The organism is Pseudomonas sp. MWU347, assembly GCF_017947305.1.
Classification (GTDB): Bacteria; Pseudomonadota; Gammaproteobacteria; order Pseudomonadales; family Pseudomonadaceae; genus Aquipseudomonas; species Aquipseudomonas putida_A.
On record NZ_JAFGZB010000008.1, the window covers coordinates 22134 to 36080 of the forward strand.

The following is a 13947-nucleotide window of genomic DNA, read 5'->3' on the forward strand; positions in this document are numbered from 1 at the left end:
GCGCATAAAAAAGAGAGGCCGGGATGTACATCTATCGCTTGGTCCTGCTTCTGGTCGTGGGAATCTATCTGTTTTCGCCAGCCATCATGGATTGGTGGATCGACGCCACGGGCGCCTGGTATCGGCCGTATCTGCTCTGGTTGATCCTGATTGTCGTGACCTTCATCCTGCAGAGCCAAAAAGATGCCGATGAGCTTTAGCCTGACCCAGATGATCCTGGTCAGCGCCGCGTACCTGACGGTGCTGTTCGGCGTCGCCTGGATCAGCGAACGGGGCATGATCCCGCGAGCGATCATTCGCCACCCGTTGACCTACACCCTGTCGTTGGGGGTCTACGCCAGTGCGTGGGCGTTTTACGGCACCGTGGGCCTGGCCTATCAGTACGGCTACGGCTTTCTCTCCAGTTACCTTGGGGTGTCCGGCGCGTTTCTGCTGGCGCCGGTGCTGCTGTATCCGATCCTGAAAATCACCCGCACCTATCAACTGTCGTCGCTGGCGGATCTGTTCGCCTTCCGCTTCCGCAGCACCTGGGCCGGCGCGCTGACCACGATCTTCATGCTGATCGGCGTACTGCCGCTGCTGGCGTTGCAGATTCAGGCGGTGGCCGACTCCATCGGCATCCTCACCGGCGAGCCGATCCAGAGCCGCGTCGCGCTGGCGTTCTGTGCGCTGATCATTCTGTTCACGATCTTCTTCGGCTCCCGGCATATCGCCACCCGCGAGAAACACGAAGGGCTGGTGTTCGCGATTGCCTTCGAATCGGTGATCAAACTGATAGCCCTCGGCGGCGTCGGCCTCTATGCGCTGTACGGCGTGTTCGACGGCCCGCAACAGCTTGAACTGTGGTTGCTGCAAAACCAGACCGCCCTCGCCGCGCTGCACACGCCGCTGCAGGAAGGGCCGTGGCGCACGCTGTTGCTGGTGTTCTTCGCCTCGGCGATCGTGATGCCGCACATGTACCACATGACCTTCACCGAAAACCTCAATCCGCGCTCGCTGGTCAGTGCCAGCTGGGGCCTGCCGCTGTTCCTGTTGCTGATGAGTCTGGCGGTTCCGCTGATTCTCTGGGCTGGCCTGAAACTCGGCGCCACCACTGACCCGGAATACTTCACCCTCGGCATCGGCATTGCCGCCAACAGCAAACCGCTGGCCTTGCTGGCGTACGTCGGCGGACTGTCGGCCGCCAGTGGCTTGATCATCGTCACCACCCTGGCGCTGTCGGGCATGGCGCTGAACCACTTGGTGCTGCCGCTGTACCAGCCACCGGCCGAAGGCAATATCTACCGCTGGCTGAAGTGGACCCGCCGGGCGCTGATCGTCGCGATCATCATGGCCGGTTTCTGCTTTTACCTGATGCTCGGCGCCGGACAGGACCTGGCCAACCTCGGCATCGTCGCCTTCGTTGCAACCTTGCAATTCCTGCCCGGCGTGCTCTCGGTGCTGTACTGGCCGACCGCCAACCGTCGCGGCTTTATCGCCGGCTTGCTGGCGGGGATACTGGTGTGGGTGGTGACCATGCTGTTGCCGCTGGTCGGCAACCTGCAGGGTTTCTACATTCCACTGCTGAACATGATCTACGTGCTGGACGACACCAGCTGGCACATGGCGGCGATCGCCTCGCTGGCGGCCAACGTGCTGATGTTCACGCTGATCTCGCTGTTCACCAACGCCAGCCCTGAAGAAGCCAGCGCCGCCGAAGCCTGCGCGGTGGATAACGTGCGCCGTCCGCAACGTCGTGAACTGCACGCCGCCTCGCCCCAGGAGTTCGCCACGCAACTGGCCAAACCGCTAGGCGCCAAGGCGGCGCAGAAAGAAGTCGAGCAGGCCCTGCGCGACCTCTATCTGCCGTTCGACGAACGCCGTCCTTATGCCTTGCGCCGCTTGCGCGACCGCATCGAAGCCAACCTCTCCGGCCTGATGGGCCCGAGCGTGGCGCAGGACATGGTCGAAACCTTCCTGCCGTACAAGGCTGGCGGCGAGAACTACGTAACCGAAGACATCCACTTCATCGAAAGCCGCCTCGAGGACTACCACTCGCGCCTCACCGGGCTGGCCGCCGAGCTTGACGCCTTGCGCCGCTACCACCGCCAGACCCTGCAGGAACTGCCAATGGGCGTCTGCTCGCTGGCCAAGGATCAAGAGATCCTGATGTGGAACAAGGCCATGGAAGAACTCACCGGCATCGCCGCGCAACGGGTGGTGGGTTCGCGCCTGAGCACCATCGCCAATCCGTGGAAGCAATTGCTGCAAGGCTTCATCAACCTGCCCGATGAACATTTGCACAAGCAGCACCTGGCCCTAGACGGCCAGACCCGCTGGCTCAATCTGCACAAAGCAGCGATCGATGAGCCGTTGGCCCCGGGCAACAGCGGCCTGGTGCTGCTAGTGGAAGACCTGACCGAAACCCAAATGCTTGAAGACAAACTGGTGCACTCCGAGCGTCTGGCGAGCATCGGCCGACTGGCGGCGGGTGTGGCCCATGAAATCGGCAACCCGATCACCGGTATCGCCTGTCTGGCGCAGAACCTGCGCGAAGAGCGTGAAGAAGATGGCGAACTGACCGAAATCAGCGGGCAGATTCTCGAACAGACCAAGCGCGTGTCGCGCATTGTGCAGTCGCTGATGAGCTTCGCCCACGCCGGCAGCCACCAGCACAGCGACGAACCCGTCTGTCTGGCCGAAGTCGCGCAGGATGCAATTGGCCTGCTGGCGCTGAACCGGCGCAACTTCGAAGTGCAGTTCTACAACCTGTGCGACCCCGATCACTGGGTCGAAGGCGATCCGCAGCGCCTCGCCCAGGTGCTGATCAATCTGCTCTCCAATGCCCGCGACGCCTCGCCGCCGCACAGTGCCGTACGGGTCAAGAGTGAAGCCGGCGAACACACGGTCGATCTGATCGTCGAAGACGAAGGCAGTGGTATTCCGCAGAACATCATGGACCGATTGTTCGAACCTTTCTTCACCACCAAGGATCCGGGTGAAGGTACCGGTCTGGGCCTTGCACTGGTCTATTCCATCGTTGAAGAGCATTATGGACAAATCACCATCGACAGCCCGGCTGATGTACAAAGCCAGCGCGGCACCCGTATCCGGGTGACCTTACCGCGTCATGTCGAAGCGACGTCCGCTGTGAACTGAGACCGTCGAGAGTATCGAATCAATGCCGCACATTTTGATCGTCGAAGACGAAACCATTATCCGCTCCGCCTTGCGCCGCCTGCTGGAACGTAACCAGTATCAGGTCAGCGAAGCCGGTTCTGTGCAGGAAGCACAAGAACGCTTCAGTATTCCCACATTCGATCTGATCGTCAGCGACCTGCGCCTGCCTGGCGCCCCCGGCACAGAGCTGATCAAGCTTGGCCAGGGCAAACCGGTGCTGATCATGACCAGCTACGCCAGCCTGCGCTCGGCGGTCGACTCGATGAAGATGGGCGCGGTGGACTACATCGCCAAGCCTTTCGATCACGATGAAATGCTCCAGGCCGTCGCACGGATCCTGCGTGATCACCAGTCGACGCCTGCCGCCGGCGAAGTGCCTGCCGGCAAAGCAGCCAATGGCAGCGGCAAGTCGTCTGTCGACAACAGCAACGGCGAGATCGGCATCATTGGCTCGTGCCCGCCGATGCAGGATCTGTACAGCAAGATCCGCAAGGTCGCACCGACCGATTCCAATGTCCTGATCCAGGGCGAGTCCGGCACCGGTAAAGAGCTGGTGGCCCGCGCCCTGCACAATCTGTCCAAGCGCGCCAAGGCACCGATGATTTCGGTGAACTGCGCAGCCATTCCGGAAAGCCTGATCGAGTCCGAACTGTTCGGCCACGAAAAAGGCGCGTTCACTGGCGCCAGCGCCGGTCGCGCCGGTCTGGTGGAAGCGGCGGACGGCGGCACGCTGTTCCTCGACGAGATCGGCGAACTGCCGCTGGAAGCCCAGGCCCGCCTGCTGCGCGTGCTGCAGGAAGGCGAGATTCGCCGTGTGGGTTCGGTGCAGTCGCAAAAAGTCGATGTGCGCTTGATCGCCGCGACCCACCGCGACCTCAAGAGCCTGGCGAAAATCGGCCAGTTCCGTGAAGACCTGTATTACCGCCTGCACGTGATCGCTCTGAAATTGCCGGCTCTGCGTGAACGTGGCGCCGACGTCAACGAAATCGCCACGGCGTTCCTCGCTCGCCAGAGCGCGCGCATCAACCGTACCGACCTGAAATTTGCCGCCGATGCCGAACAGGCCATCCGGCACTATTCCTGGCCGGGTAACGTGCGCGAGCTGGAAAACGCAGTCGAGCGCGCAGTGATCCTGAGCGAAAGCCCGGAAATCTCTGCCGACCTGCTGGGCATCGACATCGAGTTGAGCGATCTGGAAGACGACGAGTTCATCGGCTTGCCTGCGCAAACCGCAGGTAACACCAGCAACAGCAGCCATGAGCCGACCGAAGACCTGTCGCTGGAAGATTACTTCCAGCACTTCGTTCTTGAGCATCAGGACCACATGACCGAGACCGAACTGGCGCGCAAACTGGGCGTCAGCCGCAAGTGCCTGTGGGAACGCCGCCAGCGCCTGGGTATTCCACGGCGCAAGACCGGGGTCACCAGCGAGAGCTGAACGTTACCTGTCGAGTGTGCGGGTAACGCTTGAGGATGTGAAAAAACTGTTACCTCAGTCCTTTCACGTAACAGAAGCCGGGGTTATCGGTAACGAAACCCCGGCTTTTTTTCGCCCCGAGAAAACCGTTATATCGACCTAACCCCTTGTTTTATTGGGCTTCGCAAAAGTTGGCACGGCACCTGCTATATGTTTGGTACAAGAACAATAACAAGCAATGCACAAGACAATAAAAATAAGACGAATCGACTCACGCACAATAAAAACAAGACGGCGAGAGGCGCAGCTAACTGATTCTTTTGGAGAGGCGTTGTATTTGGGGCTAGCCCCACGACCAGGCCGAGAACAACAAAAACTGTCCTAAGACAGAGCCTGTACTGGTTGGATCGCAAGATCACTGCAACACAGCGACCAAAGCAATCCGTTTGCTCTTGGCTCCCGATTGGGAGGGTCATGAAGGAAAAGCTTCATGGCGAGGGCACTCAACAAAAACAAGAAGCCCGAATCAATAATAAAAAGAGCACGCAACTACTTCTGGGGGAGCTTCGGCTCCCCTTGTAGTTTCTTCCCCCCCGCAAAAACCCGCCCCCAAAGCCTTTAGCCTGCGACTTACAGCGCAAATCCGCTGCGTCCTACACCATCCCCCGACTAAATGCTAGAATCTGCGCCCATCATGCGGTCATTCTTTGGTATGGCCGAACATTCCTTCAAACAGTGCATCCCATGCTGAAGAAGTTGTTCCAGTCATTCCGAACACCCGTGCGTCGTACGCAACACATCCGCAGCACCCCTGAAGTGCTCAATAGCGGCCAACACTCGCTGCAAAAAGGGCAATTCAGCCGCTATGCGGTCAATATCGTCGAACGCTTGCAGGGCGCCGGCTACCAGGCCTATCTGGTCGGTGGTTGCGTGCGTGACATGCTGTTGGGCATCACGCCCAAGGACTTCGACGTCGCCACCAGCGCCACCCCCGAGCAAGTCCGTGCCGAATTCCGCAATGCGCGGATCATCGGTCGCCGCTTCAAACTGGTGCATATCCATTTCGGTCGCGAAATCATTGAAGTCGCGACCTTCCGCGCCAATCACCCGGTCAATGAAGACGACGAAGACAGCAACCAGTCTTCGCGTAACGAGAGCGGGCGGATTCTGCGTGACAACGTCTATGGCACCCTGGAAGAAGACGCGCAACGCCGCGACTTCACCATCAACGCCCTGTATTACGATCCGGTCAGCGAGCGCATTCTCGATTACGCCAACGGCGTACACGACATCCGCAATCACCTGATCCGTCTGATCGGCGATCCGAAGCAGCGTTATCAGGAAGACCCGGTACGCATGCTGCGAGCCGTACGTTTCGCCGCCAAGCTGAATTTCGGCATCGAAAAACACACCGTGCAGCCAATTCGCGAACTGGCGCCGATGCTGCGCGAAATCCCGTCGGCCCGCCTGTTCGAGGAAGTGCTCAAGCTGTTCCTCTCCGGCCATGGCGCAATCACGTTCGAGATGCTGGTCGATCTGCAGCTGTTTGCCCCGTTGTTCCCGGCCAGTGCCGACGCACTGGAGCACAACCCGGAATACACCCACACGCTGATCAGCGAAGCGCTGACCAACACCGACCTGCGCATCAAGCAGAACAAACCGGTGACCCCGGCGTTCCTGTTTGCCGCCCTGCTCTGGCCTGCGCTGCCGGCCCGCGTGTTGCGTCTGCAAGAGCGTGGCATGCCGCCGATTCCGGCGATGCAGGAAGGTGCGCACGAGCTGATCGCCGAACAGTGCCAGCGCATCGCCATTCCAAAGCGCTTCACCATGCCGATCCGCGAGATCTGGGACATGCAGGAACGCCTGCCACGCCGCAGTGGCAAGCGCGCCGACCTGCTGCTGGACAATCCACGTTTCCGCGCCGGTTACGACTTCCTGCTGTTGCGTGAAAGCGCTGGCGAGCAGACCGATGGCCTGGGCGAATGGTGGACGGATTATCAGGACGCCAACGACAGCGAGCGTCGCGAGATGATTCGCGAACTCAGCGGCAAGGGCGATGACGCCAGCGGCGCGCCGCGCAAACGTCGCCGCAGCAGCGGCTCCAAGCGCAAGCGCGCCGGAGCTCCGAGCGCCTCGGGCGAATAAGGCATGGAACGCATCTATATCGGCCTGGGCAGCAACCTCGCTGACCCGGCCGAACAATTGCGCAGCGCGCTCAACGCGCTGGGGCAATTGCCGCAGACTTCCCTTGCTGGTGTTTCGGCGCTCTATCAGAGCGATTCACTGCTGCCAGGGCAACCGCGTTACACCAACGCGGTCGCCGCCCTCGACAGTGATCTCGCGCCGCTCGATCTGCTCGATGCGTTGCAAGCGATCGAGAACGATCAGGGCCGCGAACGCCTCGAACGCTGGGGCCCGCGCACGCTCGATCTGGACATCCTGTTGTTCGGCGATCGCCTGATCGACGAGCCGCGGCTGAAAGTCCCGCATTATCAAATTCAGGAACGGGCGTTCGTGCTCTATCCCCTAGCCGAACTGGCTCCCGCTGACCTGCGCCTGGCCGATGGCCGCGCTCTGTCCGATCTGCTCGCCGCCTGCCCGTTCGTAGGCCTCGAACGCCTCGCGCACGCTTGAAACCACACCTCCTGTGGGAGCGGGCTTGCTCGCGAAAGCGTCGTGTCAGTCACTCAATCAGTCAACAGACCCACCGCTTTCGCGAGCAAGCCCGCTCCCACATCGAGTATTCCAATTCTGATTTTTTGTCGGACAAAAAACCCGCCAATCAGCCCCGCCGCGCCGCTGAATCGCATCAGTAACGCCGGTAACACTCCCCTCGTAACAATGCGGTAACACACGCAATTGACTTCCGCTTGGCTCCTCACGACTATAGGCGTCCCGCTGCCGCCAACCCGGCACATACGGGCGCAATCCAGGCCTTATAAGCACGACAAAAGACCGTGCGCCTGAGTAGACGAAGAATCACGCGCGTTACTCGCAGTAGTTTCCAGAGCGCCTGAACGAGGATTTTTTACATGCCAGCCATCACCCTGACCACGCTCCAGAGCCTCAAGCAGAAAGGTGAAAAGATCACCATGCTGACCTGCTATGACGCGACCTTCGCCCACGCCTGCAACGAGGCCGGTGTCGAAGTGCTGCTGGTGGGCGACTCCCTCGGCATGGTTCTGCAAGGGCACGACAGCACCTTGCCGGTGACCATCGCAGAAATGGCCTACCACACCGCGTGCGTCAAACGCGGCAACACCGACGCCCTGATCCTGGCCGACCTGCCGTTCATGGCCAACGCCACTATCGAACAAACCCTGACCAACAGCGCCACGCTGATGCAGGCCGGCGCGCACATGATCAAGGTCGAAGGTGCGCTGTGGCTGGCGGAGTCGATCCGCCTGCTGGCCGAGCGCGGTGTGCCGGTCTGCGCGCACATGGGCCTGACCCCACAAGCGGTGAACATTCTTGGCGGCTATAAAGTGCAGGGCCGCAACGAGAACCAGGCGCGGCAGATGCGTGCCGACGCGATCTCGCTGGAACAGGCTGGCGCCGCCATGCTGCTGCTCGAATGCGTGCCGAGCGAACTGGCCGCCGAAATCAGCCAGGCCGTGAAGATTCCGGTCATCGGCATCGGCGCCGGTAGCGATACCGACGGCCAGGTACTGGTGCTGCACGACATGCTCGGCCTGTCGATCACCGGCCGCGTGCCGAAATTCGTCAAGAACTTCATGCAGGGTCAGGACAGCATCCAGTCCGCACTGAAGGCCTACGTCAACGAAGTCAAAGGCGTTACTTTCCCTGGGATCGAACACGGATTCTCTGCATGAACACCGTTAAAACCGTACGCGAACTTCGCGCCGCCGTGGCGCGCGCCCGCAGTGAAGGCAAGCGCATCGGCTTCGTGCCGACCATGGGCAACCTGCACAGCGGCCATGTCGCGCTGATCACCAAAGCCTCCCAGCGCGTGGACTTCGTGGTCGCGAGCATTTTCGTCAACCCGCTGCAGTTCGGCGCCGGCGAAGACCTCGACAAGTACCCGCGCACCCTGGCGGCGGATAAGGAAAAGCTGCTGCAAGCCGGCTGCCACTTGCTGTTCGCCCCGACCGTCGAAGAGATGTACCCCGACGGCATGGCCGGGCAGACCCGGGTCAGCGTGCCGCAACTGTCCGAAGGCCTGTGCGGCGCTAGCCGTCCGGGGCACTTCGAGGGCGTGGCGACGGTGGTCAGCAAGCTGTTCAACATGGTTCAGCCGGATCTGGCGATCTTCGGCCAGAAAGACTTTCAGCAACTGGCGGTGATCCGCGCGCTGGTGCATGACCTGAACATGCCGATCCAGATCATCGGCGAACCCACCGTGCGTGCGGCCGATGGCCTGGCGCTGTCGTCGCGCAACGGTTTCCTCAGCGAAGATCAACGCGCGGTGGCGCCAGTGGTCTACCGCACCCTGAGCGCGATTGCCGAGTCGATCAAACAAGGCGAGCGTGATTTTCCGGCGCTGATCACAGCCCAGGTGCAACAGCTGGAAGCCGCCGGCCTGCGTCCGGATTACCTGGAAATCCGTCATGCCCTGACCTTGCGTCCGGCGACGGCAGAAGACCGCGATCTGGTGATTCTGGTGGCGGCGTTCCTCGGCACCACGCGGTTGATCGACAACCTGCACCTGAACCTCGATAGCCCAGTCTAAAAAACACCGCAATACCCCTGTGGGAGCGGGCTTGCTCGCGAATGCGGTGCATCATTCAGCAGATAGGTTGACTGACACACCGCATTCGCGAGCAAGCCCGCTCCCACATTGGTTTCTGGTGTCCACACAGACCATATTGCCGCCCCCAAAGCCTTCGGGCACACTGCCCGCCGTTTGCTTCCAACCCGGGAAATCCCTCATGCACGCCATCATGCTCAAGGCCAAGCTGCACCGCGCCGAAGTCACTCATGCGGTACTCGATTACGAAGGTTCCTGCGCCATTGATGGCGAGTGGCTGGACTTGTCCGGCATCCGTGAGTACGAGCAGATCCAGATCTATAACGTCGACAATGGCGAGCGTTTCACCACCTACGCGATTCGTGGCGAAGAGGGTTCGCGGATGATTTCGGTCAATGGTGCAGCCGCGCATAAAGCCAAGGTCGGCGACCGCGTGATCATTTGCGCCTACGCCCATTACAGCGAAGCGGAACTGCTGAATTTCAAGCCGCGCATGCTGTACATGGCCCCGGGCAACGAGCTCAGCCACACCAGCAACGCCATTCCGGTTCAGGTGGCCTGAGCCGCTTCGACGCGCCACTCCCCTTCCGTTGGTCGGCCCGTTCCCGGTATTGATGTTAAAAAAGTACAGGGAACAGGTCAGAAGAAGTCAAGACAGATCGCAGCGCGAGGTTTACTGTATTCGCCCTGCGTTGAAAAATCGTGTCGACGCATTTGACCCTCGCCCAAACATGGCGTATCGGTCTGTTCTGTGTTCAAAAGGCCGTTCAAGTAAAAAGGAAAACCGCAGCGATGGCGTACTACCGCACTCCTCATGACGTTACCGCTCTGCCTGCCTGGCAAGCGTTGAAAGATCACCGCCAAGCCATGCAGGATTTCAGCATGCGCGAAGCCTTCAACGCCGATCCGCAGCGCTTCAATCAATTCACACTCAGCAGCTGCGGACTGTTTCTCGATTATTCGAAGAACCTGATCAACGCCGAAACCCGCAACCTGCTGGTGGGTCTGGCCAATGAAGTCGATCTGAAAGGCGCGATCAAAGCGCTGTTCGACGGCGAAATCGTCAACGCCTCCGAAGGTCGCCCGGCGCTGCACACCGCCCTGCGCCGCCCGGTAGGCGACAAGCTGTCGGTCAACGGCGTCAACGTGATGCCGGAAGTGCACAAGGTGCTGAACCAGATCACGGATCTGGTCGGCCGCATCCACGACGGCCTGTGGCGTGGTTACACCGAGAAGCCGATCACGGACGTGGTCAACATCGGCATCGGTGGTTCGTTCCTCGGCCCGGAGCTGGTCTCCGAAGCGCTGTTGTCCTACGCGCAGAAAGGCGTGCGTTGCCACTATCTGGCGAACATCGACGGCAGTGAGTTCCACGAGCTGACGCAAAAACTGCGCGCCGAAACCACGCTGTTCATCGTTTCGTCGAAGTCCTTCAACACCCTCGAAACCCTGAAGAACGCTCAGGCCGCACGCGCCTGGTATCTGGCTCAGGGTGGTTCGGAGGCCGAGCTGTATCGCCACTTCATCGCGGTGTCGAGCAACAACGCTGCTGCAGTCGCGTTCGGTATCCGTGAAGAAAACATCTTCCCGATGTGGGACTGGGTCGGCGGTCGTTACTCGCTGTGGTCGGCCATCGGTCTGCCGATTGCTTTGGCCATCGGCATGTCCAACTTCAAGGAACTGCTGTCCGGTGCCTACACCATGGACCAGCATTTCCAGAGCGCACCGTTCGAACAGAACATGCCGGTGCTGCTGGCCCTGCTCGGCGTGTGGTACGGCAACTTCTGGGGCGCGCAAAGCCACGCGATCCTGCCGTACGACCACTACCTGCGTAACATCACCAAGCACTTGCAACAGCTGGACATGGAATCCAACGGCAAGAGCGTGCGTCAGGACGGCACCTCGGTGTCGACCGATACCGGCCCGGTGATCTGGGGTGGCGTCGGCTGCAACGGTCAACACGCGTATCACCAGTTGCTGCACCAGGGCACCCAACTGATCCCGGCCGATTTCATCGTGCCGATCGTCAGCTTCAACCCGGTCTCCGATCACCATCAGTGGCTGTATGCCAACTGCCTGTCGCAGAGCCAGGCGCTGATGCTCGGCAAGACCCTGCCGGAAGCCGAAGCCGAACTGCGCGAAAAAGGCATGAGCGAAGAGCAGGTGCACAAACTCGCACCGCACAAGGTGATCCCGGGCAACCGCCCGAGCAATACCATTGTGGTCGAGCGTATCAGCCCGCGTCGTCTCGGCGCGCTGGTCGCCATGTATGAGCACAAAGTGTTCGTGCAGAGCGTGGTCTGGGGCATCAACGCCTTCGACCAGTGGGGCGTGGAACTGGGCAAGGAATTGGGCAAAGGCGTTTACAACCGTCTGGTCGGCAGCGATGAAACCGTCGCTGACGATGCTTCTACCCAGGGCCTGATCAACTACTTCCGCGGTCGTCACCGCGGGTGATTTGATAGTGCGGCCCACAGGTTTTGGTTCCCCGGATCCTGTGGGCAAAAAATCCCTTGTAGGAGTGAGCCTGCTCGCGATCGCGGGGTGTCAATCAGCATTGATGTTGAATGACACACCGCGATCGCGAGCAGGCTCACTCCTACAGTTGTTTTAGGGTGTATTCAAAATCAGGCTCAAACATCAGATTCCTGATGCGGCTTGAACCCTTGGCCCTCTCGGCGCATCTTTATTCTTCGCACAACAAGAATAAGGAACCGTCATGTTCGATATCAGCACGTTCCCCAAAGCCGATGCCGTCCGCCGGGCTGCGCAGTTGAGTCAGGACGACTATAAGCGTCTGTACCGCGAATCCATTGAACACCCCAGCGCCTTCTGGGCCGAACAGGCCACGCGCTTCCTTGACTGGAGCACACCGTGGCAGACCGTTCAGCGTTACGACCTGAAAACCGGTGAAGCGTCCTGGTTTGCCGGCGGCCAACTGAACGTCAGTTACAACTGCATCGACCGCCACCTCGCCCAGCGCGGCGAGCAGACTGCGATCCTCTGGGAAGGTGACGACCCGGCCGAATCGGCGCAGATCACCTACAAAAAACTCCACCATCATGTCTGCCGCCTGGCCAATGTGCTGAAAAGCCGTGGGGTGAAAAAAGGTGATCGGGTGTGCATCTACATGCCGATGATTCCCGAGGCGGCGTACGCCATGCTCGCCTGCGCGCGGATCGGCGCGATTCACTCGGTAGTGTTCGGTGGCTTCTCCCCGGACTCCTTGCGCGACCGCATTCTCGACGCCGACTGCCGCACCGTGATCACCGCCGATGAAGGCGTACGCGGCGGCAAGCTCGTGCCACTCAAGCACAACGTCGACAAGGCCCTGCAAAGTTGCCCGGACGTCAGCACCGTCGTCGTAGTCGAACGCAGCCAAGGCCAGGTCGAATGGGTCGAGGGCCGTGATCTCTGGTATCACCAGGCCGTACGTGACGTCAGCGACGATTGCCCGCCAGAACCGATGGACGCCGAAGATCCGCTGTTCATCCTCTACACCTCCGGCAGCACCGGCAAACCCAAGGGCGTGCTGCACACCACCGGCGGCTACCTGCTGCAAGCGGCGATGACCTTCAAGTACGTGCTCGATTACCGCGATGGCGAAGTGTTCTGGTGCACCGCCGACGTCGGCTGGGTGACCGGCCACAGTTACATCGTCTACGGCCCGCTGGCCAACGGCGCGACCACCCTGATCTTCGAAGGCGTGCCAAGTTATCCGAGCACCTCGCGCTTTTGGCAGGTGATCGACAAACACAAAGTGAACATCTTCTACACCGCACCGACCGCCCTGCGTGCGCTGATGCGCGAAGGTGCCGGGCCGCTGCAGGAAACTTCGCGCCAAAGCCTCAGATTGCTCGGCAGCGTCGGTGAGCCGATCAACCCGGAAGCGTGGGAATGGTACTTCAACGTGGTCGGCGAGCAGCGCTGCCCGATTGTCGATACCTGGTGGCAGACCGAAACCGGCGGGATCATGCTCAGCCCGTTGGTCAGTGCAAAACGCATCAAACCGGGTTGCGCCACGCAGCCGATGTTCGGCGTGCAACCGGTGCTGCTCGATGAGCACGGCAAGGAAATCAAAGGCGCGGGCAGCGGCGTGCTGGCAATCAAGTCGAGTTGGCCGGCGCAGATCCGCAGCGTCTACGGCGACCCGCAACGGATGGTCGACACCTACTTCAAGCCCTACCCCGGCTATTACTTCACTGGCGACGGCGCACGCCGTGACGAGGACGGCGACTACTGGATCACCGGACGCATCGATGACGTGATCAACGTCTCCGGCCACCGCATCGGCACCGCCGAAGTGGAAAGCGCGCTGGTGCTGCACGACAGCATCGCCGAGGCGGCCGTGGTCGGTTACCCGCACGACGTCAAAGGCCAGGGCATCTACGCCTTCGTCACCCCCATGAACGGCGTCGAACCGAGCGATGAGCTGAAGAAAGAATTGCTCGCCCACGTCAGCAAGGAAATCGGCAGCTTCGCCAAACCGGACCTGATCCAGTGGGCGTCGGCCTTGCCGAAAACCCGTTCAGGCAAGATCATGCGGCGGATCCTGCGCAAGATCGCCTGCAACGAACTTGACAGCCTCGGCGACACTTCGACCCTGGCCGATCCGAGCGTGGTCCAGGGCCTGATCGACAAGCGCCTGAATCAGTAACATCTC

The 13947-nt window shown here is 60.7% G+C and carries 10 protein-coding genes; all 10 read left to right on the forward strand.

Annotated features, from left to right (window positions below; genetic code table 11):
- Positions 1–23: 23 nt before the first annotated feature.
- Positions 24–200 (forward strand): hypothetical protein, encoded by a 177-nt coding sequence (locus tag KCG87_RS17720; protein ID WP_003176118.1) that lies wholly within the window; start codon positions 24–26, stop codon positions 198–200.
- Positions 184–3138, forward strand: coding sequence for a sensor histidine kinase (locus KCG87_RS17725; protein WP_027614096.1), 2955 nt, complete (start codon positions 184–186; stop codon positions 3136–3138). The genes KCG87_RS17720 and KCG87_RS17725 overlap by 17 nt, the downstream gene beginning before the upstream one ends.
- A 22-nt stretch (positions 3139–3160) precedes the next feature.
- Entirely contained in the window at positions 3161–4597 is a 1437-nt protein-coding gene (locus tag KCG87_RS17730) for a sigma-54 dependent transcriptional regulator (RefSeq protein ID WP_134787346.1), read from the forward strand.
- Positions 4598–5320: 723 nt separating this feature from the next.
- The gene (locus KCG87_RS17735; protein WP_007963895.1) at positions 5321–6721 is read left to right on the forward strand and encodes a polynucleotide adenylyltransferase PcnB; all 1401 of its coding nucleotides are present in this window, start codon (positions 5321–5323) and stop codon (positions 6719–6721) included.
- 3 nt (positions 6722–6724) lie between these two features.
- Positions 6725–7210, forward strand: coding sequence for a 2-amino-4-hydroxy-6-hydroxymethyldihydropteridine diphosphokinase (gene folK, locus KCG87_RS17740; RefSeq protein ID WP_210558648.1), 486 nt, complete (start codon positions 6725–6727; stop codon positions 7208–7210).
- 398 nt (positions 7211–7608) lie between these two features.
- Positions 7609–8409 (forward strand): 3-methyl-2-oxobutanoate hydroxymethyltransferase, encoded by an 801-nt coding sequence (panB, locus tag KCG87_RS17745; protein ID WP_095668303.1) that lies wholly within the window; start codon positions 7609–7611, stop codon positions 8407–8409.
- On the forward strand, positions 8406–9266 hold the full coding sequence (gene panC, locus KCG87_RS17750) for a pantoate--beta-alanine ligase (RefSeq protein ID WP_210558647.1): 861 nt from the start codon (positions 8406–8408) through the stop codon (positions 9264–9266). The genes panB and panC overlap by 4 nt, the downstream gene beginning before the upstream one ends.
- Positions 9267–9465: 199 nt before the next feature.
- Positions 9466–9846 (forward strand): aspartate 1-decarboxylase, encoded by a 381-nt coding sequence (gene panD / locus KCG87_RS17755; RefSeq protein ID WP_003228271.1) that lies wholly within the window; start codon positions 9466–9468, stop codon positions 9844–9846.
- Between the two features lie 230 nt (positions 9847–10076).
- Positions 10077–11741, forward strand: coding sequence for a glucose-6-phosphate isomerase (gene pgi / locus KCG87_RS17760; RefSeq protein WP_027614102.1), 1665 nt, complete (start codon positions 10077–10079; stop codon positions 11739–11741).
- A gap of 262 nt (positions 11742–12003) precedes the next feature.
- Positions 12004–13941, forward strand: coding sequence for an acetate--CoA ligase (gene acs, locus KCG87_RS17765; RefSeq protein ID WP_210558646.1), 1938 nt, complete (start codon positions 12004–12006; stop codon positions 13939–13941).
- The last annotated feature ends 6 nt before the right edge of the window (positions 13942–13947 follow it).